This is a genomic window from Pantoea sp. B65, assembly GCF_047308185.1.
GTDB lineage: Bacteria > Pseudomonadota > Gammaproteobacteria > Enterobacterales > Enterobacteriaceae > Erwinia.
Map to the genome: position 1 here is coordinate 1 of NZ_JAHXPU010000021.1, position 25037 is coordinate 25037.

General features: G+C 55.0%; 23 protein-coding genes. 15 read left to right on the forward strand and 8 right to left on the reverse strand.

Annotation, left to right across the window (positions count from 1 at the left end):
- Positions 1–278 precede the first annotated feature (278 nt).
- Entirely contained in the window at positions 279–1487 is a 1209-nt protein-coding gene (locus tag JWF83_RS09505) for an aldose 1-epimerase family protein (RefSeq protein ID WP_413649966.1), read from the reverse strand.
- Between the two features lie 238 nt (positions 1488–1725).
- Positions 1726–2763 (reverse strand): alpha/beta hydrolase fold domain-containing protein, encoded by a 1038-nt coding sequence (locus tag JWF83_RS09510; protein ID WP_413649967.1) that lies wholly within the window; start codon positions 2761–2763, stop codon positions 1726–1728.
- A gap of 469 nt (positions 2764–3232) precedes the next feature.
- Between JWF83_RS09510 and JWF83_RS09515 the strand changes: the two genes are divergently transcribed.
- The 7 genes from JWF83_RS09515 (at position 3233) to JWF83_RS09545 (ending at position 10944) form a co-directional block, all read left to right on the forward strand.
- Positions 3233–4765: an ABC transporter substrate-binding protein gene (locus JWF83_RS09515; protein ID WP_413649968.1), complete on the forward strand. Its 1533-nt coding sequence runs from the start codon at positions 3233–3235 to the stop codon at positions 4763–4765.
- Between the two features lie 61 nt (positions 4766–4826).
- Entirely contained in the window at positions 4827–5744 is a 918-nt protein-coding gene (locus JWF83_RS09520; RefSeq protein ID WP_413649969.1) for an ABC transporter permease, read from the forward strand.
- Positions 5745–5753: 9 nt separating this feature from the next.
- The gene (locus JWF83_RS09525; protein ID WP_413649970.1) at positions 5754–6677 is read left to right on the forward strand and encodes an ABC transporter permease; all 924 of its coding nucleotides are present in this window, start codon (positions 5754–5756) and stop codon (positions 6675–6677) included.
- A 10-nt stretch (positions 6678–6687) separates the two neighbouring features.
- On the forward strand, positions 6688–7695 hold the full coding sequence (locus JWF83_RS09530) for an ABC transporter ATP-binding protein (protein ID WP_413649971.1): 1008 nt from the start codon (positions 6688–6690) through the stop codon (positions 7693–7695).
- On the forward strand, positions 7692–8552 hold the full coding sequence (locus JWF83_RS09535) for an ATP-binding cassette domain-containing protein (RefSeq protein WP_413649972.1): 861 nt from the start codon (positions 7692–7694) through the stop codon (positions 8550–8552). Before JWF83_RS09530 ends, JWF83_RS09535 begins: the two co-directional genes overlap by 4 nt.
- Positions 8553–8588: 36 nt before the next feature.
- Entirely contained in the window at positions 8589–9995 is a 1407-nt protein-coding gene (locus JWF83_RS09540) for a M20 family metallopeptidase (RefSeq protein WP_413649973.1), read from the forward strand.
- A 16-nt stretch (positions 9996–10011) separates the two neighbouring features.
- Positions 10012–10944 carry a LysR family transcriptional regulator gene (locus JWF83_RS09545; RefSeq protein ID WP_413649974.1) on the forward strand — a complete coding sequence of 311 codons (933 nt, stop codon included), beginning with the start codon at positions 10012–10014 and terminating at the stop codon, positions 10942–10944.
- Between the two features lie 64 nt (positions 10945–11008).
- On the opposite strand, the gene JWF83_RS09550 is transcribed toward JWF83_RS09545, so the two are convergent.
- Entirely contained in the window at positions 11009–12025 is a 1017-nt protein-coding gene (locus JWF83_RS09550; protein ID WP_413649998.1) for a 1-aminocyclopropane-1-carboxylate deaminase, read from the reverse strand.
- Between the two features lie 385 nt (positions 12026–12410).
- Positions 12411–12908, reverse strand: coding sequence for an Lrp/AsnC family transcriptional regulator (locus tag JWF83_RS09555; RefSeq protein WP_413649975.1), 498 nt, complete (start codon positions 12906–12908; stop codon positions 12411–12413).
- Positions 12909–13081: 173 nt separating this feature from the next.
- Between JWF83_RS09555 and JWF83_RS09560 the strand changes: the two genes are divergently transcribed.
- Complete coding sequence (locus tag JWF83_RS09560; RefSeq protein ID WP_413649976.1) at positions 13082–13294, forward strand: helix-turn-helix domain-containing protein; 213 nt, start codon at positions 13082–13084, stop codon at positions 13292–13294.
- Between the two features lie 43 nt (positions 13295–13337).
- On the opposite strand, the gene JWF83_RS09565 is transcribed toward JWF83_RS09560, so the two are convergent.
- Entirely contained in the window at positions 13338–15554 is a 2217-nt protein-coding gene (locus JWF83_RS09565; RefSeq protein WP_413649977.1) for a trypsin-like peptidase domain-containing protein, read from the reverse strand.
- 388 nt (positions 15555–15942) lie between these two features.
- Between JWF83_RS09565 and JWF83_RS09570 the strand changes: the two genes are divergently transcribed.
- The 7 genes from JWF83_RS09570 to JWF83_RS09600 all read left to right on the forward strand — a co-directional run bounded on the left by JWF83_RS09570 (position 15943) and on the right by JWF83_RS09600 (position 21190).
- Positions 15943–16794 (forward strand): MurR/RpiR family transcriptional regulator, encoded by an 852-nt coding sequence (locus JWF83_RS09570; protein ID WP_413649978.1) that lies wholly within the window; start codon positions 15943–15945, stop codon positions 16792–16794.
- A 268-nt stretch (positions 16795–17062) separates the two neighbouring features.
- Positions 17063–17902: a transporter substrate-binding domain-containing protein gene (locus JWF83_RS09575; protein WP_413649979.1), complete on the forward strand. Its 840-nt coding sequence runs from the start codon at positions 17063–17065 to the stop codon at positions 17900–17902.
- Positions 17903–17906: 4 nt separating this feature from the next.
- Complete coding sequence (locus JWF83_RS09580; protein ID WP_413649980.1) at positions 17907–18518, forward strand: DUF1989 domain-containing protein; 612 nt, start codon at positions 17907–17909, stop codon at positions 18516–18518.
- Between the two features lies 1 nt (position 18519).
- Positions 18520–19173: an urea carboxylase-associated family protein gene (locus JWF83_RS09585; protein ID WP_413649981.1), complete on the forward strand. Its 654-nt coding sequence runs from the start codon at positions 18520–18522 to the stop codon at positions 19171–19173.
- A gap of 7 nt (positions 19174–19180) precedes the next feature.
- Positions 19181–19831 (forward strand): amino acid ABC transporter permease, encoded by a 651-nt coding sequence (locus JWF83_RS09590; RefSeq protein WP_413649982.1) that lies wholly within the window; start codon positions 19181–19183, stop codon positions 19829–19831.
- Entirely contained in the window at positions 19831–20496 is a 666-nt protein-coding gene (locus JWF83_RS09595) for an amino acid ABC transporter permease (protein WP_413649983.1), read from the forward strand. Before JWF83_RS09590 ends, JWF83_RS09595 begins: the two co-directional genes overlap by 1 nt.
- A 13-nt stretch (positions 20497–20509) precedes the next feature.
- A complete protein-coding gene (locus tag JWF83_RS09600; RefSeq protein WP_413649999.1) occupies positions 20510–21190 on the forward strand; it encodes a DUF1989 domain-containing protein in 681 nt (226 codons plus the stop codon).
- Positions 21191–21235: 45 nt separating this feature from the next.
- Here JWF83_RS09600 and JWF83_RS09605 read toward each other — a convergent pair whose 3' ends face one another.
- The 3 genes from JWF83_RS09605 to JWF83_RS09615 form a co-directional block, all read right to left on the reverse strand.
- Positions 21236–22177 (reverse strand): sugar phosphate isomerase/epimerase family protein, encoded by a 942-nt coding sequence (locus JWF83_RS09605; RefSeq protein ID WP_413649984.1) that lies wholly within the window; start codon positions 22175–22177, stop codon positions 21236–21238.
- A gap of 10 nt (positions 22178–22187) precedes the next feature.
- Positions 22188–23366 carry a Gfo/Idh/MocA family protein gene (locus JWF83_RS09610; RefSeq protein WP_413649985.1) on the reverse strand — a complete coding sequence of 393 codons (1179 nt, stop codon included), beginning with the start codon at positions 23364–23366 and terminating at the stop codon, positions 22188–22190.
- A 66-nt stretch (positions 23367–23432) separates the two neighbouring features.
- Positions 23433–24356 carry a substrate-binding domain-containing protein gene (locus tag JWF83_RS09615; RefSeq protein WP_413649986.1) on the reverse strand — a complete coding sequence of 308 codons (924 nt, stop codon included), beginning with the start codon at positions 24354–24356 and terminating at the stop codon, positions 23433–23435.
- Between the last annotated feature and the right edge of the window lie 681 nt (positions 24357–25037).

Below are 25037 nucleotides of genomic sequence, written 5' to 3' on the forward strand. Positions count from 1 at the left end.
TTATTCCGCCCGGGGTATCACGCAGCACGGGAGCCATAAATGGCTCCCCTACAGGGTTTCAGATAACCCCCGAACCGTAGGGGCGGGATTTATTCCGCCCGGGATATCACGCAACACGGGAGCCATTAATGGCTCCCCTACAGGGTTTCAGATAACCCCCGAACCGTAGGGGCGGGATTTATTCCGCCCGGGGTATCACGCAACACGGGAGCCATTAATGACTCCTGTGCATGGTGGTGTCAGATGCCCGCAATCATCCTGGCGCTCAGGGAATCCGGTTACTCTTTCGCTAACGGTGTCTGCTCAATCGTGGTCTTCTCATCTCCCTGAATCTGCTTCACGCGCTGCTCAACCTTCTGTACCGCATGGGCATCTTTCAGTAACGAATAGGTCAGAACAAACTCGGTGCTTTGCCCCGGTTGCAGCTGTTTCACCCTACCCTGCTGTTTTTCGATAGTCACCGGGTAGGCATAGTTGGTCCCCGGTTCAATCCCGGTAACATAACCCTGCTTCAGGGTATCGGTGTTTTTCCACATAGTCAGCAACGGTAACTGGCGGGTATCAAACTCAATTGAAACCCCTTTGTCGCCCTTGCTACCGAGCAGCGCCGCTACGGTTTTGCCATTGCTGTCCGCTTTAGGGACCAGGTTAAACACCATTTCATCAAAGTCTTTGGTTGGCGCGCCGTAAACATTCCAGTTATCCAGCCCTTGTTTGGCATAGTCATTAAATGGCGAAACTGATTTTAACGGGGCAATAAAGCGGGCATCCTTTTCAAGGATTGGCGCACCAAAGTTACTGTGGTAAATAATCTGGTAATCGTGCGGATAATCCGCCTGGTTGGTCAGCACATCATGCACGGTAAACGAGTCAGAACCCGGCACATAGCGGAGTTCGGTCCAGGTTTCCAGTTTTGCCTTTTTAAAGGTGTGCTCTTTCAGCAGGCCACGAATGCGGATTTCATGCGGGGCTTTGTCATCAACAGTCACTTCCACTTTCGATGCCGGAGTGTTTCCTGCTTTGCCGTGTAGCGTATAAATCACGCCGTCTTTGGTGACCGGATGGCCCGTCCATTCATAGCCACAGCGCACCATCATTTCGTTGAAACCGTCCAGCCAGCCCAGACCGTTGCGGCTCTCAAGATTAATATATGCCGGGTTGACCACCTCATCCACCGGGGAGTCCCAGCCCAGACGTACGCCATGGCCGCTGACATGCAGCAAATCCATACCACGCGTCGGGCTAAGAGCGATGGTCAGGCCATTCTGGCTGGTCAGCGTCAGTACTTTGGAACCTTCCTGTTTGCCGCCATGTAACACTTGCTGCTGTAAGCTGAAGCTTTCACCGCTAAGTTTCAGCTGCTGACTGGTCACCTGCCAGTTTCCCTTGTCAGTCCCGCTTTCAGCATCCGTCAGCACCCAACTTTGCGCTGCAGCCTGTCCACTGATCATCGCCAGAACTACCGTTGCCAGAAATTTCTTTTTCATCTTTTCCCTTCCGTTGCTGAATTGATTTAGCTTCGATGGGATACAGACTACAAACAGGCGACAGAGAAAAACGTGATTACCATCACTGCCCATTTTTTTTAGCTTTTTTATTCAATTAATCGTGTTGCTTATCACAGAATATTGCACGAAACGTGACGTTTTCAAAAAAATATGCGCGATATACCCGGACAAAGCTGAAATCAATTAAATCGATTCAGCTTTGCTGGTTAGCTGGCCGCTATAAGTTGGTATTGCTATTACTCGCTGGCTTGCCGTTACTGTCCCGCGGTGCGCCAAGACTCTGTTTAAACCAGTTCACCACCCGCTCGATAACCGCTGGCTGATACCAGTGGAGATCGCCATGCTCCGCGCCATCAACCACCACATAATCCGCTTTATTGCCGGCGCTTTTTAACGCCCGATACAGCTGCGCGCTCTGCAACGGTGAAACCAGACTATCCGCGCTGCCATGCATAATCAGGAACGGCGGCTTACTGCCTTTAATATGTCCCATCGGGCTGGCAGCTAACGCTTTCTGTTTATCATCGCCGATTGACGCGCCAGGGAAGTGGCGGAAAGCACTGCCATTGACCAGTAAAGCTTCGGTGACTGCCGGTGACTGGTGGACTTTCTGCACATCAGCAGGGAAGCCTTCGCCAATATTGAGCAAGTTTGAGATGCCATACAGGGTAGCCACCGCCTGCACATCAGAAGACTGATTAAGGAAATCACCTTTATCGAAAGTTTTATCTCCGTTAGTGGTTCCCAGCATTTGCGCCATCCAGCCCCCTGCAGAATCCCCCAGAACCCCGATGCGCTGCGGATCAATGCCATAGCTGGCTGCGTGCTCGCGCAGATAACGCACCGCCGCTTTGCCATCGACGACCGGCGCCGGAAAGATCTCCGGGACGACGCGATATTCGGCCGCAGCGACAACAAATCCGGCCTGCGCCAGGGCCATGCGCATCTCAATAAACTTGCCATAATCGGCAGAAGTAAAACCGCCCCCCGGAAAATAAACGATCGCCGGCTTCTGCAGATTATTGCGCGGAACCAGTAATGACATATGCATAGCGCGCACCGCACGCGTGGAGATAATTTGTTCATAGACAACATCATTAATGGCGTCGATCTGCCCGCGACTGTTGGTCACCTGCAGAATTGTCGCCCCCACAGACGTAGCAGGTAAATCTCCGCTGGCAGCCTGGCTGCTGAACGAAATCGGAATTGCGCTCATAAATACCCCTCCGGTAAAAACCAGATATTTTAATTTCACGGATTTGCCTTAACTGAAGAATGGGAATCGAAATAATTTTATTAAAAATCAATATATCACGGATATTTCCCGAAAAAATTCGAATTAATGGATAATATCTATTCAAAAAGCAGATGAATTTATCGCTGCTTTTCCCCTTTCACTCCCCGTCAGCATGCTTTCCCAAAATAAGAAATCGCTTATCGCCACCGGAGACTCACACAAAGAGTGCAGGATGGTGTTTTTTTGCACTCTGGCGGTGCTGACCTTGTCAGGCGGGGATTACTGAGGTCATACCTGCAGCCATGAATCCGGCGCGCTGCGACTTGCACTGCTGTCCGCAAGCGCAGGCCGGACACTACCTTTCTTATTTTGAGAAACCTGGTGCCGAAAATCAGTAACGATCCTTTCCGCGCTTTGGCTCTGCTCTTGCTTCGTCAATGCCATCTGCTTTCGTTGATTACCTTTTCATTTATCGGTGGAGAATGGCATGACTCGTTACCTGGCAACACAGATTCACAAGTATGCATTAACCGCATTACTGTTAGGCTGCGCAGCTTATAGCTATGCCGGCAAACAGAACGATACTCTGGTTTATGCCTCGGATAATGAGGTGGAAAATATCAGCCCTTACCATAATAACCTGCGCGAAGGGGTGATCCTCGCGCATATGGTGTGGGACACCCTAATTTACCGCGATGCGAAAAGTGGTGAATATCAGCCGGAACTGGCGTCGGACTGGAAGTGGGAATCGCCGACCGCCCTGCTGCTCCATCTGCGTAAAGGCATCACTTTCCATAACGGCGACGCCTTTAGCGCTGACGATGTGGTATATACCTTCCAGAATATCGCTGGCCCGAATAGCGCCTCGGTGATCCCACAGAGTGTCGACTGGATCGATCACGTCGAAAAAGTCGATGACTACACCGTGCGTCTGCATCTGAAACAGCCTTTCCCGGCCGCGCTGGAATATCTCTCCGGCCCGACGCCAATCTATCCGGCGAAATATTTTCAACAGGTGAAACTGGAAGGATTCAGCAAAGCGCCAGTCGGCACCGGACCTTATAAGATTGTGAAAGTGATCCCCGGGCAGGGGGTCGATATGGTGAAGAACCCGGACTATTTCAAACAGAGTCCGGTGGGACAACCGCAGATTGGTAAAGTGAAATTTGTCGTGATCCGCGATCCGGAGGCCCGTGTCGCCCAGCTGATGACCGGCCAGGTGGACTGGATCTGGCGCGTGGCGGCAGATCAGGTTGAACCGCTGTCGGCAATGCCCAATATCGCGGTGAAAAGCGGTGAAACCATGCGCGTCGGCTTCCTCGCCCTGAATACTAATGCCAACGGCCCAACCGGCGTACCGCTGAAAGATCTGCGGGTGCGTCAGGCGATCAACTACGCCATTAACCGCCAGGGGATTGTCGACAACCTGGTGCGCGGCGGCAGTAAGCCGGTATTTACCGCCTGTTTCCGTACTCAGGTTGCCTGTGATGACAGCAAGGTGACTCGTTATAGCTACGATCCGGAAAAAGCCAGACAACTGCTGGCGGAGGCGGGCTATGCCAACGGTTTTGATACCGATCTGTGGGCTTATCGCGAACGCGACTATGCCGAAGCCATTATTGGCGATCTGCGTAAGGTCGGGATTCGCGCCCGTCTGCATTTTGTGCAGTATCCGGTAATGGCTACCGCCCTCAGCTCCGGTGAAGCGCCAATCGCCTTTAACACCTGGGGATCCTTCTCGATTAATGATGTCTCTGCCTTCACTACCCCCTACTTTGGCGGCAAGGGCAGCGATATCTGGAAGGACAGCGAACTGACCGCGATGCTGAAAGCCGCCGATGCGACTGTCGATACACAGCAACGCAGCGAGCAGTATGCGCAGGCGCTGGGCCGCATCTCTTCTCAGGCCTATATGGCGCCGATGTTCTCCTACTCCACCCATTACGCATTTAACTCTGAGCTGAACTTCCAGGACTGGCCGGATGAACTGCCGCGCTTTGCGCAGTCCAGCTGGAAGTAATTCGCTGACGGGAAAGGCGGCCGCCTGTCCCGTCACGTCATACCCCATAAGGAGCTAGCTAATGGTTCGCTTTATCTTTCATCGGTTACTGGTGGCTCTGGCGGTGCTGTTTACCGTGGCGGTGGTCAGCTTCTCCCTGCTGCATCTCTCCGGTGACCTGGCGATCGCTATTGCCGGGCCGGATGCCAGTGCCGAAACCGTCGAGCAGATCCGCGTGCAGAACGGGCTGGACCAGCCGCTACTGACGCAGTTCTCTCACTGGTTCTGGTCAGCGCTGCATCTGGATTTTGGCCGCTCGTTCTACTTTGAGAATACCGTCATGGAACTGGTCGGGCAGCGTATGCCGATCACCCTGCAGCTGGGTGGTGTGGCGCTGTTGCTGGCGCTGGTGGTGGCCATCCCGCTCGGGGTGATGGCAGCGGTATTTCGTGACAGCTGGATCGACCGCTGCGCGATGTTTATCTCGGTACTGGGCCAGGCGATACCCAACTTCTGGTTTGCTCTGGTATTGATTTTGATCTTCGCCGTTGGCCTGAAGTGGCTACCGGTAGCAGGCAACAGCAGCTGGCAACATTTTGTGTTGCCAGCGGTGGCGCTGGGTTACTACGCCATGCCATCGCTGATGCGTCTGACCCGCTCCGGCATGCTGGACGTGCTCGGCGCCGACTATATTCGCACCGCCCATGCCAAGGGGTTAAGCGCCTTTAAGGTGGTGGTCAAACACGGCCTGCGCAACGCGATTATTCCGGTGGTGGCGCTGGCCACCGTCGAACTGGGGTTTATGCTCGGCGGATCGGTGGTGATTGAATCGGTGTTCTCTTTGCAGGGTCTGGGGCAACTCGCCTGGGACTCGATCTCCCGTAATGACTTCCCGGTGGTGCAGGCCATCGTCCTGATTATTGCCGTATTTTACATCGGGCTGACTTTTCTGGCCGATGTGCTGAATGCGGTGCTGGATCCCCGGTTGCGCAGCAAATAAGGAGCCACGATGAAAAGCTCAATGGCAGGAATGATAAAAAACAGCGTCGCCGCGTCAGCAGAGCTGCTGCCGGAGCCTGCGCCATGGCAGCGCTGGTGTCGCAAGATCCTCGGCCACCACAGTATGACGCTGGGAATCGTGATACTCGGCGCCATTATGCTGCTGGCGATTCTCGCCCCGCTGATCAGTCCACACGATCCCTATGCTCAGGATGTGAGCAGCCGCCTGGTGCCGCCGTTCTGGCATGCGAAAGGTGGCTGGGAACATCTGTTAGGGACCGACAAACTGGGGCGCGACTACCTCAGCCGCCTGCTGTACGGCGCCCGGGTGTCGCTGCTTATCGGCCTGCTCTCAGTGATGCTGTCCGGGTTTATCGGCATCACTCTCGGGGTGCTGGCGGGCTATTTTGGCGGCCGGGTCGATGCGCTGGTCAGCTACATCCTCACCGTGCGCCTGGCAATGCCGGTGATCCTGGTGGCGCTGGCGCTGGCCTCGCTGGTTGGCGGTTCCGTTAAGGTGGTAATTGTCCTGCTGGGCCTGCTGCTCTGGGATCGTTTTCTGATTGTTTCACGTTCGGTCACGCGTCAGCTGCGCGAGGCGGAGTTTATCGCCGCCGCCAAAACGCTGGGGGCGTCTTCGCTGTTTATTATGCTGCGGGAAATTCTGCCCAATCTGCTGGGGCCACTGACCGTGGTGGCTACGCTGGAGATTGCGCACGCCATCCTGCTGGAAGCCACCCTCTCGTTCCTTGGCCTCGGGGTCCAGCCGCCAATGCCGTCCTGGGGGCTGATGGTGGCAGAAGGTAAAGCGTATATGTTCTTTCAGCCCTGGGTGATTCTGATCCCGGGCGTGGTGCTGGCGCTGCTGGTACTGAGTATCAATCTGGTGGGTGACGGTCTGCGCGATGTCACGGCGCTGGACGGACGTAATTAAGGGGAACGCCATGAGTCAGTTTGAAAACAGCACGCAGGCGCCACTGCTGGAAGTGAGAAATCTGCAAGTGGATTTGCAGACGCCACGCGGCACCCTGCACGCGGTACGCGGCATTGATTTCAGCGTGCAGCGCGGCGAAATGCTCTGTCTGGTGGGCGAATCCGGCTGCGGCAAGTCGATGACCTCGCTGGCGCTAATGGATCTGCTGCCGCGCAATGCGCAACGCCAGGCCGACAGCCTGCGCTTTAAAGGCGTGGATCTGCTCTCTCTCGGGCGACGTCAGCGGGCGTCAATACGCGGCAATGAAATGTCGATGATTTTTCAGGAGCCGATGACCTCCCTTAATCCGTCATATACCCTCGGCGAACAGTTAACGGAAACCCTGCTGGCGCACCGTAAAGTCTCCCGTTCTGCAGCACGCGATCGCGCAGTCTATCTGATGGAGCGCGTCGGCATCCCGCAGGCAGCGGACCGGTTGCGGCAGTACCCGCACCAGCTGTCCGGCGGCCTGCGTCAGCGCATTATGATCGCCATGTCGCTGATGTGCGGGCCGGATCTGATTATTGCCGATGAGCCGACCACCGCGCTGGATGTCACCATTCAGGCGCAAATTCTGCGGATGCTGCGCGAACTTCAGCAGGAGTTGGGGATGGCGGTGATCTTTATTACCCATGACTTAGGGGTAGTGGCGCGAATCGCCGATCGGGTCGCGGTAATGTATGCCGGACAGGTGGTGGAAAACGCCCCGGTGATGGAGCTATTCCATCAGCCACAACATCCCTACACCCGTGGCTTACTCGGGTGCATCCCGGTATCCGGCCGCACCCTGCCCGGCCAGCCGCTGCAAACCATCCCCGGTGTGGTGCCCAATCTTACCGGCCCGCAGCAGGGCTGCGCATTCCGTAACCGCTGCAATCAGTGTCAGGATGACTGTAACCAGAATCCGCCTTATCTGCCGGTGAGCGCGCGCCACCAGGTGCGCTGTGTAAGGCCATTGCCGATCGGGGAGGGGCTATGACAGCGATAACCGAAGATAACCGCACGCTGCCGCATATTGCCGGCAATGATGATATTGCTCTTGAGCTCTGCTCTTTGAGCCGTAGCTTTCGCCTGAATCGCGGACTGTTTAAAGCACCCGGTGAGATCCTTGCGGTGGATAATATTTCGCTACGGATCCGCCGCGGTGAGACCCTCGGTCTGGTGGGTGAATCAGGCTGCGGCAAAAGTACGCTGGCGAAAATGTTGCTGGGTCTGCTGGCGCCGAGCGCCGGTAATGTCCTGATTGAAGGCCGCGAGATCGACGCGGCGGATCGCCGCAAACTGAGCGCGCGTATTCAGCCTATTTTTCAGGATCCCTACTCCTCACTGAATCCGCGCCGCACGGTAGCCGATGTGGTGGAAGTGGCGCTGCGACTGCATAACATCGGCACCCCTGCTGAACGGAAAAAACAGGTTCGTGACATGCTGGATATGGTGGGCATGCCTTCCCGTACCCACAGTCAGTATCCGGGCCAGCTCTCCGGCGGCCAGCGCCAGCGCGTCGCTATTGCCCGGGCGCTGATCCTGCGGCCGGAAATCCTGATTTGCGATGAACCGACCTCGGCACTGGATGTATCGGTACAGGCACAGATCCTCAATCTGCTGCTGGCGCTGAAGCAGGAGTTTTCTCTGACCTATCTGTTTATCAGCCATAACCTGTCGGTGGTGGAGCATCTTGTCGATCATGTGGCGGTAATGCGTAAAGGCAGGATTGTCGAGCAGGGCACGCGGGAGCAGATATTCAGTCAGCCGCAACACCCTTACACCCGGGCGCTGCTGGCATCAGTGCTGACCCCGGAGCCAGGCCTCGGCATTCCGCAAATTGAGATTAGCTGATCGGGACCGTCTGATAACGACAGAAAGGAGCAAATTATGACACGTGAAACCACCCTGCAAACTGCGCTGGAGTATTTCCGCTCCGGCGAATTCCGCGCAACCCTGGCGCGCCGGATAGCTTATCAGACAGAAAGCCAGAACCCGCAACAGGCCCCGGTGCTGCTGGCCTATCTGAGTGAAGAACTGATCCCCCGGCTGGAAACGCTGGGATTTGACTGCCGGATTGTCGCCAATCCACAAGCCGGGAAAAGCCCTTTTCTGCTGGCCCGGCGTATAGAAGCGGCTGCTGACTTTACCCTGCTGACCTACGGCCACGGTGATGTTGTGCCCGGTGACGCAGAAAACTGGCGCCCGGATCTTTCTCCGTGGCAACTGCACGTCGAAGGCAACCGCTGGTACGGTCGCGGCGTCGCCGACAATAAAGGGCAGCACAGCATTAATCTTGCGGCGCTGGCAATGGTCCTGCAGGCGCGTGATGGACGGCTTGGCTACAACGTCAAAATGATCCTCGAGATGGGTGAAGAGGTCGGTTCCCCGGGGCTGGAGCAGGTATGCCAGCAATATCGCGACTGGCTGGCGGCAGATCTGTTTATCGCCTCGGATGGCCCGCGCGTCTCGGCTGAGCGGCCAACGCTATTTCTCGGTTCGCGCGGCGTGTTCAATTTTTCATTGCAGATAATCTCACGTGACGGCGCGCATCACTCCGGTAACTGGGGCGGCTTGTTAAGTAACCCCGGGATCCGACTGGCACATGCCATTGGCTGCCTGGTGGATGCCAATGGCCGCATCCAGGTGCCGGAACTGCTGCCGCCGCCGCTGTCTGCCACTATCCGTCATCATCTGGCGGATCTGGAGCTGGCGAATGCGCCCGGCGATCCGCAGATCGCGCCGCAGTGGGGTGAACCCGGATTAAGCGCCGCCGAGAAGCTGTATGGCTGGAATACCCTGGAAACGCTGGCGTTTACCACTGGCAACCCGGAGAAACCCGCGCATGCCATCCCCGCGTCTGCCATCGCCCATTGCCATATGCGTTATGTTCCGGGCAGTGATGTCGACCATTTCGCCGATCATATCCGTCGCCAGCTGGACCGTTGTGGTTTTAGCGACGTGGCGATTATCGGCCCGGTAAACTGTTTTAAAGCCACGCGCATTGATCCTGACGATGCGTGGGTCAGGTGGAGCGTCGCTTCCATCAGCCGTTCGGTCGGCAAAAACGCCGCGGTGCTGCCTAATTTCGGCGGCGGCTTACCTAACGCCTGTTTCCTTGATACCTTTGGCGTACCGACGCTGTGGATCCCGCACTCCTACCCCGCCTGCTCGCAGCATGCGCCTAATGAACATCTGTTAGCCGATGTGGCATGCGAAGCACTGCAAATTATGACCGGCCTGTTCTGGGATCTTGCCGAACAGGGTCGTGAGGTGCTGCTCGCCCGGCGCGGCTGACAGAACAGAGGTCATTATGCACAACAACGAAATTCGCTATTTTATGGCGGTAGTCAGCACCGGATCTATCAGCGCGGCCAGTCAGCAGCTGTTTGTTGCCATCTCCGCCATCAGCCGGCAGATCCAGCGACTGGAAACCCGGCTCGGCGTCACGCTGTTCGAACGCAGTCCGCGCGGTATGCAGTTAAACGATGCCGGACATATTCTGGCGAACCATGTACGGCGCAGTATGGCCGATATGGAGCTGGCAATGGCCGAACTGAAGGGGATGAAAGCGGCGGATCAAACCACCATTCGGGTGGTTTGTACTGACGGTCTGGCTTTCAACCTGCTGCCGAATCTGATGGCGCGCTTTCGCCAGTTGCATCCTCGCGTCAGCTTCTTTCTGACCGTCGGCACCGCCAGACAGGTGCCGGAACTGGTGCGTAATGGCGAATGCGATCTGGCGATTAAATTCTGTCTGGCGCCGGAGAGTGGTGTGGAAGTGCTGGCCTCCTTCCCTTCCCCGGTACTGGTATTTATGAAAGCCGATCACCCGCTGGCAGCACGCGATATCCAGCTGGCCGATCTGAATGCCTGGCCGGTGGTACTGCCGGATCAGTCAGCCACCATCCGCCAGTTATTTGATCTTTCCTGCCGGATGAACAACGTGTTTATTGACCCGATATTCACCAGCAACCATTTTTCCACGCTGTATGAATTTGTGCGCAAAACACCGAATGCCATTAGCGTCAGCAGCCATTTCTCCATTCTCTACAGCGCGCAGCAGGATGGTCTGAAAATAAAGACCGTCAATCGCGACCAGCTCAGCCAGCGTACCCTACAACTGCAGACTGAAATGGGCAAACCGCGCACCGCGATGCTCAACGCCTTTTTTAGCTTCCTGAAGCAGGAGTTGCACAGTCTCGATCAGCAGTGTCGCCAGGATTTCGCGCTGCAATTCCGTTAAGCAAAAAAAAACAGTGCCGGGCATCCTTTGCCAGGCACTGTTATCAGTAAGGTTCAGGCACTGATTAGCCGTTACGGAAAATATAGCTATAGGCGCTTAACGCTGGCGCACCGCCAAGATGGGCATACAACACTTTAGAGCCGTCAGGGAACTCGCCGTTGCGCACCATATCAATCATGCCCTGCATCGATTTACCTTCGTATACCGGGTCGGTGAGAACCCCTTCGGTACGGGCGCACAGGCGAATGGCTTCCAGGGTGCCTTCGCTCGGCAAGCCATATTCCGGGCCGCCATAGCGGGTATCCAGTACCACATCTTCTTCGGTAATTTCGCGGCCCAGTTCCACCAGACTGGCGGTGTTCTGCGCGATACGCAGGATCTGCGCTTTAGTTTGCTGCGGCTTCGCCGAGGCATCGATACCAATCACGTTGCGGGAACGGCCATCAGCGGCAAATCCCACCACCATGCCCGCCTGAGTACTGCCGGTGACGGAACACACCACAATATAATCAAATTTAAAGCCCAGCTCTTTCTCCTGCTGACGCACCTCTTCGGCAAAGCCGACAAAGCCGAGACCGCCGTAGGGATGCTCAGAACAGCCTGCCGGGATCGGGAAGGGTTTGCCGCCATCCTGCGCGGCTTCATCCATCGCCTGCTTCCAGCTTTCACGGATACCGATATCAAAACCGGCAGAATCAAGACGCACATCGGCGCCCATAATGCGCGAAAGCTCAATGTTGCCAACCCGGTCATACACCGCATCGGAATAGTTCACCCAGTTTTCCTGTACCAGTACGCATTTCATCCCCAGATGCGCCGCAACCGCTGCCACCTGACGGGTCTGGTTAGACTGGATACCGCCAATGGATACCAGCGTGTCACACCCCTGCGCCAGCGCTTCCGGGATCAGGTACTCCAGTTTACGGGTCTTATTACCGCCAAAGGCCAGGCCGCTATTGCAATCCTCGCGTTTAGCATAAATTTCCACTTTGCCGCCTAATTCAGCGCTCAGGCGTTTCATTGGCGTAATGGGCGATGGACCAAAAGTGAGAGGGTAACGGGGAAATTTTTCCAGATTCATCATTTATCTCCGGGGAAAAGGGATTCGCTTGCGATTAATTGCTGCGGCGCCAACGGTTGCGGTTTACCCAATAACAATACCCGAGGCGTAAATTTTGTAAATTTCGTTTTTCAGCCATTTTATTTAATAAATAAACATAAAAAGGAAAATATCTTAATAAAATTCCATCACAATGACGCCCGGAGAAATAAAATTAATCAACGCAAAGCACCCGTCCGGTTACAGACAGCAGAAAAAGTAAAATTAATGTTTAAATTCAATGCGTTAAATTAGACGAAAGGCATAAAAGCCCCCCTCTGCCACTGGCGCTAAAAGCGCAGTGTTACAGTTGCAGAATAGGGCTGAAAAAACATTTATCGCAGTAACGGCAGGAGGGACAACGCGATCACAACGGAATTTGCGTGGTGGAAAACACTTCGCGCAGACCAATAAAAGAACGGATCTGGCGTACGCCAGGTAAGAAAAGCAACTGCTCGGCATGTAACTTATTAAAGCTTTGGTTATCGGCAGTACGAATTAACATAATATAATCAAATTCACCGCTCACCATATGGCACTCCATACATCCGCTTATTTTACTTACCGCGCCTTCAAAGTCCTGAAATGATTCCGGTGTTGAGCGATCCAATACTACCCCGATCATCACCACCAGCCCGGCATTCAGCGTTTGCGGATTGAGTAAAGCGACATAATTCTTAATAAAGCCCAGCTGTTTTAAGCGCTCCACCCGACGTAAACAGGCCGGTGGACTGAGATTGATTTTGTTCGCCAGCGTGACATTGGAGACAGAACCATCAAGCTGCAGAATACGCAGTATCGCCAAATCAAAGCGATCCAGCGTTTTATTATCGGTCACCGCCGCGGAATTCTTTCTCTGCTCCATTATTGCCGCCTTCTGTAATACGAAATACCTATCCATGACATAATATATTCTTATACTTTTAGCGCGTGAATAATTTTCTTGCCTGCATCCTGTCATTGGCATATAAAAAAATCAATCATGTTCAAAATGCTGTTTTCAACCAATGGGCTCCCTAACGCATGCCAGGTGAAGAAATGGCTTCAATTGAGAAATGTTTCGCTGAACGCTTACAGCAACTGAGAAAAAAGCGCGGATGGAGTCTTGGCGACACGCAAAAAATGACCGGGGTAAGTAAATCAATGCTGGGACAGATCGAGCGTGGCGAATCCAGCCCGACGCTGGCGACTATCGAAAAAATCTCCGCCGGCTTTGAGCTGCCTTTAAGCGCGTTTCTTAATCTGCCGTAGCGGCGAAAACGCCCCTCCCGGGGCGTCGATAATATATGCAGGGTTACTTTTTCAGATAATCGATGGTTAGCTCCACCGCCTGGGTGTTATCCGGTTGGTCCCAGTGACGGATCATTAACGGCAGTAAGCCGCTGTAGCGGCCTGCGGGCAGATGCGCATTATCCTGATCCAGCAGATAGACGCTGCCATCGCTAAAATCCTGATACCCCGGCCGCCCTTGCTCGCAGGCGGCGCTATTTACCGGCGTCCAGTTACCTGATGGCTGGCTAATCGCAGTACAGGTGTTGATCAGCCCGGCGCGCAGCCTGATAACATAGCTCTTACCATCCTGCTGATTGATAACCCCGGCAAACAGATCGGTCATCCCTGCGTAGGCGACGCCATCGCTGGCAGACCCGGCCAGATTATCGACCAGCGGGCCTTCGCCAGTGCGCACCGCGGTCATACCGCTGCGGAAATTATCGCGGCTGAACAGGTGCAGATACTGCGTATCGTTGCCAATGGTCCTCTTCAGCACTGGCTGCGCGGCGTCAAATGGCGAGACTTGCGGATCATAGCCGCTATAGCGATAACGCAGCAGCTGGTTGGTATGCAGCTTGCCGTTAGCAGCAACGGCAACCGGCAGCCAGCCGGAGAGATGCTGCCCGGCGGCAATGGCGTGATTATCCTCGCGCTCGATCCACACTTTCAACGTAGTCGGCCCCGGCAGATCACAGACGCTTTGCAGACTGGTTTCACCACAGGCATTACTCTGCGCCAGGCGGAATAACACCTCCACATCTCTGCCTGCATTATCACGGGCCACTGACTTCAGCTGCGAATAGTCAGCAAAATGCACAAACTTGCGGCCTTCGACCACCGGCGCAAAACTGAGATGACCTGCGGAAAAAGTAAACTCACCGGGTTTGCTAAACGCCGGAAAGTCAATGCTGGCAGTCTGTACATGGCCGCTACCGGCGGTCGCTTTGCCAAACTCCCCGGCTGGCGCCCACTGCGAGAGAGCCGCCAGCAAATACGGTGACTGAATGGCGTAGCTGCTATAGCCGTAGGCACCGTAAATCAAGCCGATGACCTTGCCGTCAGCTGATAACAGCGGCGAGCCGCCATTACCGGCGGTGAGATAACAATCGGTTTCCAGTAGTTGGGAGGAGAACAGTTGCACCAGCTTACAGGGATCGCCTTCCGGTCCTTTAGCACTCAGCTGCTTCGCGGTCCCCTGCTGCGGGTCAGCCACTGCCGAATCCATCAGATAGATGCCATCACGACCATGACCGATAGCCGACAGGGTTTGTCCCGCCGACAAATTTTCATGCTCCATCGCCAGCCCGCCAAACAGCGATTTAATTCCGGCTTCACGATATTCCAGCGGATCGAGTGAGAATAATGTCCAGTCATACTGGCTTTCCCAGCCGCCGCTGGCAATTATCTTACCGCCTTTGATATTGACCAGATTGTCCCGCGCGGCAACCGCCTTATTCTCTGCACAATCCGGTGAGGCGTAATTAAACCGCACCCGACGTTCGGGAATTAAATCCCCGGTGGTTTCTCCATCATAAATATCATGTCCCAACACCGAAGCGGTGGTAATTAAATTATTGTCGCTACCCACCAGCCATGCGCTGCCGTTCAGATAGGCAGTCGCCAGGCCACGCACATATTGCTGCTGCGCGCTGTCCCCCGATTGCAGGCAGGCTACCGGCTGGCGATTTTCCGCATAATTGGGCGGCATATAGGCATTAAACGAGACCAGATTAGCATCAAGGACCGCGCTATCCTCTGGCGCCGGTAGCTGTCCGGCAGGATAGACAACCCGGAGCGTAATGGTATTTCCCATCATATAAGGAGTGGTAAAAACCCCATCATAACGTGCTGTCACGACGGCGATCTCACTGGCATCGTAGCGTAATACCTCGTTATCGGCCACCGATGAGATCTCGAGGTAAGCCCCGGAGCTCAGCACCAGCTGGCTGAAGCGAGCGGCAATCGAGATCACCTCAGTATCGCAGTGGTACAGACTGCAAAGCGGATCATTACGGTCGAAGTGATAGGTCTGGCGCAGACGTAGCTGGGCGACATTATCAGCCTGCAACAACTCCAGCATATTTTGCGGCGGCAGCTGTTTGACCAGCGGTTTTGCCGGCGCTGCCACTGCGGCTGTGGCCTGCCCGTCCGGCGTAGCGCCGCCAGCGTGCAGACTACCCGTCGCCAGCGCACAGAGTATCGACGCCGATAGCAGTTTGACGGCTAAATTTATTTTCATATTGCTCTTCCCTTATTTTGCGGATAAGTCGCAATTCCTTTGCGATACAATAAGCGGATGGATCACCAGGAATTACACCGATAAATCGCGTATTGCTTCAGGCCGCGCGGAATAGCGGGTCCGGCGGACTGCATGGCGATATTTTGTTATTCCGTCACCGGCGTCAAATCAATAAAATAACAGTAACCAGGCGGTCACCGTTTTATCATTGCGTGATGTTTATCAGGAGAGATATAAAAGAAATCATCTGCGGACAGCGCGTCAGCGCCAGCGGTTATCGTATGCGGATCGGCGCTCTCCGGTGCAATAACCCAATTTTTTCGCATTTTGCGCATGACATTCCCGCCAGCTGTGTGCAGGATGGATTTTATTTTTCCAGGGTTAACAAATGAGTGCCAAAACGGTTTCGCTCGAAAGCCGGATTCGTCAGTACTGGGACGACCTTTCCAGCCATGAACAGCGGCTGGCGGATGTGGTCCTTGCCGCGCCCGGCCAGCTGGCGATGAATACCGCCACGGAACTGGCAATCAGCGCCGGGGTATCGAAAGCCACCACCACGCGTTTTTTCCGCCATCTCGGCTATGAAAACTATGATGAAGCCCGCCGCCAGGCGCGGGAAATGCAAAACAGCGGGTCACCACTCTACCTGCAACAATTCCAGTCCGCGTCGCCGCTGGATGCGCTGATCCAGAGCCACCTCGAACGCGAAGTCGCCAATCTGGTTAACTCTTATCGCGCCCTTGATGCCCAACAGCTTAGTCAGGTGGTGAAGGCGATTGCCGGTGCCCGGCGTATTGTGCTGCTCGGCTGGCGTCACAGCCAGACCATTGCCGCACTGATGTATCGCGATCTGGTCCATGTGCATAACGATGTCCGTCTGCTGCCGCGCGCCGGGGATTCTCTGGCGGAGTACCTTGCGGCTCTCGGGCCGCAGGACGTGGCGATCTGCATCGGCTTACGCCGCCGTATGCCCGCTCTGGAAGCGGCGATGAACGCCCTGGCGGAACTGAAAGTACCGATGCTCTACCTCTCTGACGTACTGTCCGGCAAAGCGGCAAAACAGGCAAACTGGGTGATGCGTTGCCATACCGAAGGCAGCCTGATTTTTGACAGCACCGCAGCCTTGTCCGGGGTATGTAACCTGCTTTGTTCACTGGTGGCGCGTGAGCGCGGCAAGGTCAGTAACGACCAGCTGACGCTGATTGAATCAGTTCATCAGTGGCTTGATGAGCTGGAGTAAACACCTTCTGCTCTAAGCCATGGCTGATGGTGCAATTGCTCAGTTATTGTGCGCCATAATGGTGCGCCCCCCTTTCTGCTGGCGCGGTTAAAAACGCGCCTTATGAAACACATGAAAAAATATTTTTATCCCATGAAACACATGTTTCTCTGTGATTCTTAAAGAAAATTGCCGCTGTTCATTTTTCACCCGCCCGCGCTGTGATTTAAACTGGCACGAAAACTGCCTTATCCCTGATGTATTTCACCAACACCAGGGAATCACCATAATGAAAAACATAACATTACTTATCGCCGCATTACTCACCGCTGGCTCACTCAGCGCCGTCGCGCAGGCTGATACGCTGGCCGATATTAAAGCCAGCGGCACCATGACCGTCGGCGTCGACCCCACCTTTCCTCCTTATGAATACACCAACGATAAGGGTGAAGTGGTGGGCTACAGCGCCGAGATCATGAAGTCGGTCGCTAAACAGCTGGGGGTGAAACTTGAATTTCAGAAAACCGCCTTTAGCGGCATTATTCCGGGCCTGATTTCCGGTTCATTCAATGCCGAAGGTTCTTCCCTGAACGTCACCGCCGAGCGGGCAAAGAAAGTACTGTTTACCGTGCCGTTCAGTAAAACCGTTAATGGTGTACTGGTACGTCAGGATGAAGCGGGAAAATTCGCCAGCAAGCCGCTGAAAATTGAAGCTCTTGCCGGTCTGCGCGGGGCGGCTAAAAGCGCCAGTGTGCCGGAGCAGTTGCTGAAATCTTTTAACGAAACCCTGAAGAGCAAAGGCCTGACACCGATCACCATTATCAGCGTCGATACGCTGGATCAGACCGTCAGCACCTTACTGACCAAACGCGCTGACTTTGTCATCGACGATATCTCCGTGCTGGCGCCGATAGTGCAGAAATATCCGGCGAAACTGCTGCAGGCAGGTGAAGTCGGACCATCGCAATGGATGGCGTGGGCAACGCGTAAGGACGACGGCGCCCTGAACAAAGTGATTAGCGATCGCATTCTGGCAATGCAGGCATCTGGCGAACTGGGCAAGCTGCAAACGCAATATCTTGGCACCACGTTTACCGTTCCGGCCGACAATTTCATTCCCCAGGAGTAAGTCCATGTGTCAGCACCATGTTCATGTTGCCGCCGGACACGGCCAGGCTTTCACCGTACGCCAGGGGCAATATCTGACCATTATTGACAGTGAAGGACAGCAGGCAGCGGATTTCGTCGCGGTTAACGCGGCGAACCCCGCCGAAAAACTGTCGCCGGTCCATACCCGCCAGCATCTGCGCTCACTGTTTTTTAAGCCGGGCGATGCGCTCTGGTCGAGCGATAACCGCGCCATGCTGCAGATTATTGAAGATACCATCGGTATTCATGATGCCAACGTACCGGCCTGCGATCGCACACGTTTCAGCATCGATTTTGGCGTTGAAGGACACCGTAACTGCGTCGACAACATGCTGGAAGGGATGCGCGCTTACGGCGTCAATTACTTTACCCTGCCGGAGCCGTTTAACCTGTTCCAGAATGGCCCGGTGACGCCGGATGGCCGCATGGAGGTGACCGATCCCCACAGCCGCGCCGGTGACCGGGTGACCTTCCTGGCACTCTGTGATCTGGTTTGCGCCGTCTCCTCCTGCCCGCAGGACATTATTCCGGGCAACGGTCTGCAGGTCACGCCGATTGATATCCATATTTCCGACACCCTGACCAGCGAGGCCTGAAATGTTATTGATGAAAGAAGGCTTCACCACAGATAGTACGCCACGTAGCCTGGCAGACAGCGTTACCGTCGAAGCGGGTAGCGCCGGTTCAATTCGCGTGCTGCGCGGGCAGTTGCTGCGCATCACCGCGCTGGGCGATGGCGCCGTCGCGTCGCTGTTTGGTTTCAGTCTTGATGATCCGGCAGTCTGGTTGTCGGTACATCACACCCGGGTATTCAGTAACAGTTATCTGCTCGGTTCCGGCATGCGCATGGTCAACAACCGTCGCCGTCCGATGATGGTATTGGGCAAAGACAGTGTGCGTCGTCACGATCTGCTGCTGCCGGGCTCCAGCAGCGCATGGCTGGCAGAACGCGGCTATCGTGGGCAGCAGGGCTGTATGGAATCCCTTAGCGCAGAACTGGCGCGGCGCGGAATGACGGTGCCGAAGTTACCCGACCCGATAAACCTGTTTATGCATGTTGAACTGGCACGTAATGGCGACATTATGCCGCAGGCCAATATGACCAAAAGCGGCGACAGCATTACCTGTCGCGTAGTGATGGATACGCTGTTTATCGTCTCGGCCTGCTGTAGCGGGATTGAAGGCAACGATCGCCCCGCCCCGCTCAGACTGTCAGTGGCGGAAGATCTGACGGCGTTCCCGTCTGAGTGAGGCAATAATGTGGCTGGATGCGCAAGTCAGCGCCGGATTACCGGAGTTAGCCAAAGGGCTGCTGGTCACCCTCGAGCTGACGGTGCTGTCGGCAATGGTAAGCCTGGTGCTGGGACAGGCGGGCTGCTATCTGCAGCTACAGCGACGCTGGTTACCACGTCTGCTGGGACGGCTGTATATCAGTCTGATGCGCGGCACACCGGCTATTGTGCAGCTGTTTGTGGTGTTCTTTACCCTGCCATTACTCGGACTGGGCGGCAAGCCGCTACTGGCGGCGGTGATCACCATCGGCATGAACAGCGGCGCATATGTGGCGGAAATTCTGCGGGTTAATCGTCGGCTGGTGACGCCGGGTCAGCTGGAGGCCTGCCGTACGCTGGGATTAAGTCGCTGGCTGAGCTGGTGGTACGTGGTTAATCCGCAGGTACTGCGCGCCAGCCTGCCAATGTTAGTTAATGAGTTCACCATTCTGCTAAAGACCACGCCGCTGGCTTCAGTGGTGGCGCTGACCGAACTGACGTATGCCGGACAAATCGTTATCGCCCGCAGCTATGAAGCCACCCAGGTACTGCTGCTGGTGGCGGTCGGCTATCTGCTGATTGCCCTGCCGATGATCGCTCTGGCACGCTATCTGGAAGGCAAACGGAGGTGGGCATAATGGACTGGCAGGCGGTGATTTCCGCGGCCCCCTCACTATGGCAGGGTTTGCAAACCACTTTGCAACTCTGCGTTATTGCCGCCATTTGCGCGCTGCTGGCCGGTGCGCTACTGGCACTGCTGCTGATGCGCGGGCCACCGCCGCTGCAGGCGTTATTGCGTGGCTGGACGGCGCTGACGCTGGGGCTGCCGCTGCTGATAGTGATCTATTTGCTCTATTTTGTGTTGCCGGAATACAACATCACCTTCTCTTCGCCGGTGGTGGGCGTGCTGGCCCTGACACTCTATTACGCTCCTTATATTGCGCAGGTGATCCGTGCCGCCATTGGCACCCTGCCCCACGGCCAGTGGGAAGCCTGTCGGGTGCTGGGGATCGGTCATCTGCAGACCATGAAGGACGTGGTATTGCCACAGACACTGCCGCAAATGCTGTCACCGCTAATGGGGCTGCTGATTGGCCTGATTAAAGACTCCGCATTGCTGTCGATTGTTTCAGTACCGGAGTTTATGTACGAGGCAAAGCAGGCGATCTCCGCCACCTATGCCCCACTGGAGATCTATCTGGCCGTCGCGCTCTGTTACTGGCTGTTGAATACCGTTATCGATTTACTGGCCCGACGCCTCGAACAGCGTATGACGCGCTATTCCCGGCGTGTGGTCAATTAACCAGGAGAATATGATGAATAATCACTATAGCTGCCGCGATGAGCAGATAATCCCCGCACGTCACGGCAAAGCTGTTTTTCTTGCTGCCGGTGAGGCGCTGCAGGTGATTAATCTGCATGGCACCCAGGTAGTGGATTGCTGGGCTTATAACGCCGCCGACGTCAGCGAATATATGTGTATGGAGGCCACCCGCGTGTGGAATCAGCGCCTGAATCCGCGCAGCGGCGACAGCTTTATCACCAATATGCGCCATCCCATTCTGACGCTGGTGGAAGACACCTCGCCGGGCGTGCACGATACGTTTATGGCCGCCTGCGACGCGCGTCGTTATGAGCTATTAGGTTGCACTGAACCGCACCGCAACTGCCACGACAACCTGCACGAAGGGCTGGCGCAGCTGGATGTCACACTGCCGCACGGCAACCTGGCGTCGTTTAATATTTTTATGAATATTCAGGTGCAGCCGGATGGCATTACCCTGAAGACGTTGCCAACCGTGACCCGGCCTGGCGATTACATTATCTTGCGCGCCGAGATGGATTGCTATGTGGCGCTGTCTGCCTGTCCGCAGGATATTGTCAGTATTCAGGGCCAGGGGGATAACACCCCACGTGATGCGCAACTGCGTATTCTGACTGCCGGTTTTGCCGCTGCGGCCGTCAAAGGTCCGTGGGTGCCGGAAGCCGCCAGTTGACAGCAACGTGACTGCAGCGCTGGCTGCAGTCACTGCATTGCCCGGTTACTGGCTAATAGTTTGCTGCAGTGCGGCAATGGAAGAGGTCACCCCAGCCTCGACTGACATGGTAAGATCTTCCATCTCCAGCGACACCCAGTCGTTGTAACCCATCATCCGGACCACCGAGAAGAACTCCTTCCACCATTGCAAATCCTGACCGCAACCTACCGCCACATAGTTCCAGGCACGACGGGCGATATCCTCTACCGGTTTGGTTTCCAGCAGGCCATTGATCGCCACCAGTCCACGCTCCAGACGCACATCTTTGCCATGTACATGATGGATCGCCGGCCCCAGCGCCCGGGCAGCGGCAATCGGATCGGCGCCCATCCACAGCAGATGGCTCGGGTCGAGATTCAGCCCCACCATCGGCCCGACCGCATCCCGCAGACGGAACAGGGTTTCCGGATTCCATACCAGCATTGAGCTAAAGTTTTCCAGCGCGAACTTCTCGACGCCACACTCTGTAGCCCGCTGCACCAACCCCTGCCAGTAAGGGATCGCCACTTCATTCCACTGCCAGTCGAGGCAATTTTTCAGCGTCGGCGGCCAGCTTACGGTATAGGTGATCCAGTTCGGAATACGGTCCTGCGGGCTGGCTGGCGGCAGGCCGCTCATCATCACAATCTTTTTCACCCCCAGCAGACCGGCCAGTTGCAACGCTTTATCGCTGTCACTTTTATGACGCTGCCCCAGCTCACCGGGATCGAGCGGGTTGCCGGAAACATTAAGCGCGGCGATGGTCATACCGCGGCTCTCCAGCGCCTGCATCAGCTGCTGACGTTTGCTGGCGCTGCCCAGCAGTTCGTCCGTGCGCAGATGCGGCGCCGATGACCAGCCGCCGGTCGTCATCTCAACGCCATACACCCCCAGTGCGAGTAATTGATCCAGCATCTGTTCAAACGGCAGATGGCCAAGGCTGTCGGTACAAAATGAAAGTTTCATGGTGATTTCCTTACTGGTAGTTAACCCAGGTGGAGCCGCTGTCGGCGGAGCGAACACAGTTTTCCAGCCAGCGCACCCCTTCCAGACCGGCATTAATATCCGGGTAGATCAGATTGCTGAGCCTGGCCTTATCACCGCGCTGGCTGGCGCTGATGGCGATGGCGAATTTCAGATAAATATTGGCCCAGGACTCCGCCAGCCCTTCGGTATGCAGCGCCCCCAGTCGCTCATCCGCCAGCGCACTCGCATCGAGATACGGCATGCCGTGATGCATCACCTGATTCGGTTGCCCCTGTACCTGATACTTCAGCTCACCGGGGTTGGCGTCGCTCCATTCAAGGCTGGCCAGCGAGCCAATAACGCGAATGCACTGGCTGTCCATAGCGCCGGCATTAATGGATGACGCCCACATCCGGCCCACCGCGCCGCCCGCGTAATGCATCAGCACCATGGCGTTATCTTCCAGCGGCGCGCGCGAAGGAATAAAACTCTGGCGATCGCACAGCAGGGATTCGATTTGTAATTCGGGCAGTACCAGCTGGGAGATATAAAAGGTATGGGTGGAGATATCGCCGAGAACAAATGTCGGACCGGCCACTTGCGGATCGACGCGCCACTTCTGCGCATCACTGAATTTATCGGCGCTGTCATTGGCGTTGAAGCCATGGGTGTATTGCAGCTCAACCATACGCACCTCACCGATGTCGCCTTTGGCAATCATCGCACGCATCTGCATCAGCAGAGGATGGCCGGAGAAACCGTAGGTAACGCCAACAATTAACCCCTTTTTTTCGGCCAGCGCTTTTATCTGCTGCGCTTCGGCGCTGGTGAAAAACAGCGGCTTCTCACAAATAACATGAATACCGGCATTCAGCGCCGCGCGGGTGATTTCGTAGTGCGTGCCGTTCGGCGTGGCGATACTGACCACTTCAACGCCATCCTCACGCTTTGCCTCTTCTGCCAGCAGCTGACGATAGTTGTCGTAACAACGCTCCGGCGCGATGCCAAGATTGACGCCAAAATCACGCCCGCGCTCAGCATCAATATCAAAGGCGCTGGCGACCATCTGGTAGGCGGTATTATCACGCAGCGCGCCACTGCGATGCTTATAGCCCACCTGACTCAGCCGGCCGCCGCCAATCATTGCCCAGCGTAGCGGACGCGGGATCTGTCTTTCACCATTGAGCATTTCCGGACTCCTTAATCTGTAACGGTTGTTTTGCACCCGGGTGCAAAAAAGGATAAATAGTGGCACTTACTTCTGATTCAGACGGGTAAAGCGGGCATAATTTTCCTGCGTGACGGTTTCATATGGCACCCAGTTATAGGGTTCGGTTTTCTGTTTTTCCAGCAGTGCTTTGGTCACTTTCACCGCGCCGGTGGCCTGGCCTTGAGCATCCTGGAAAACCGTTACCGCCATCTCGCCGTTTTTAATAAACTGCAGACCATCCGGCGTACCATCGATACCGGCCACCAGCACATGCTTATTGCTGGCCTGGTTCAGCGCCATAATCGCGCCAATCGCCATTTCATCGTTATTCGCCGCGATACCATCGATCGGACGACCATTCAGTAGCCAGCCGGCGACCACATCCACCGCTTCATTGCGCTGCCATTTGGCGCTCTGCTTCTCAATCACTTTCATCTCCTTATGTTGCGCAATCACCTCTTCCACCGCCCGGGTACGTTCACGCGCCTCTTCATTCGACAGCGCGCCCATAATGATGGCGACATTGCCGCGATAGTTCATTTTTTTTGCCAGTGCTTCCATCTGCATCTTGCCGCTGAGCGCCGAATCCGAGCCGACATAAGCCATTGCGCCCTCCAGCTTCACTTCGGGTTTACGGTTAACAAAAATCAGCGGAATACTGGCGCGTTTTGCCGCTTCCATCATTGGTCGTACCCCCTGGGTATCCACCGGATTGAGAATAATGGCGTCAACGCCCTGATTGATAAAATCGTCTACCTGTTGCACCTGTAAGGCCACGTCGCCTTTAGCATCAGAGAACTGGCTGTCCATCTTCAGTACCTGCAATTCACTGATCATCCGGGAGCGTAAAATTGAGACGAAATTCAGATCGAAGTTGGCCAGCGCAACCCCTACGCGCCAGGTTTTTGCCTGCGCGCTGCAGACCATCAATATGCTCAACGTCATCAACAGCAACTTGATAATTTTCATCGGTATGTCCTGTAGGTTGAGGTTTTATTTTAGATAAAAATCATTAAATTAAAATTTGCACCCGGGTGCAAAAATTGACAAAACCGCTATTTTCAATGAAGCGGTTGTCTGCGGGTGTCAGCAGCAATGTCATCTATGCTGAGAAAACAGTCAATCGGGGAAAAGTAAAATTAACGAAGCCGATCACAAAATAGCAACAAAAATGCACCCGGGTGCAGAAATGTTGCAACAAGCGACCGCGCTGGATTGTTTAATGCGGGTTAATCAGGCAGCCGGAAAGGTGGCGCCAACAATCACCGGCGGCTAATAAACAGAGAGATGGGGATTTTTATCAATATCAGCTTTGGTGACCGGTAATGAAACAAGGAATAACGCCGCTCACCCGGTTACCCCCCGGAAATCAGATAAGCGGCGTATTCCTGTTTACGGTTTAGCCTGCCCGACAGCCTGGCCGGAAAAGAACACTATTATCAGCCAGTGCCGGTAGCAAAGAAATCCTATCATGAAATTTATCTTTTAAAAAATAAATCAATGAACTATTTATTTCTTTAATGTGAGCAAGTTAAAAGTTTTTCACTCTCAGCAGCTCAGGAGAACAACACCTCCCTGATATAATTAGAAATATAAATACAATCAATATCTTATTACAAATGATATGGTATTTACTTAACTAAAACCAGC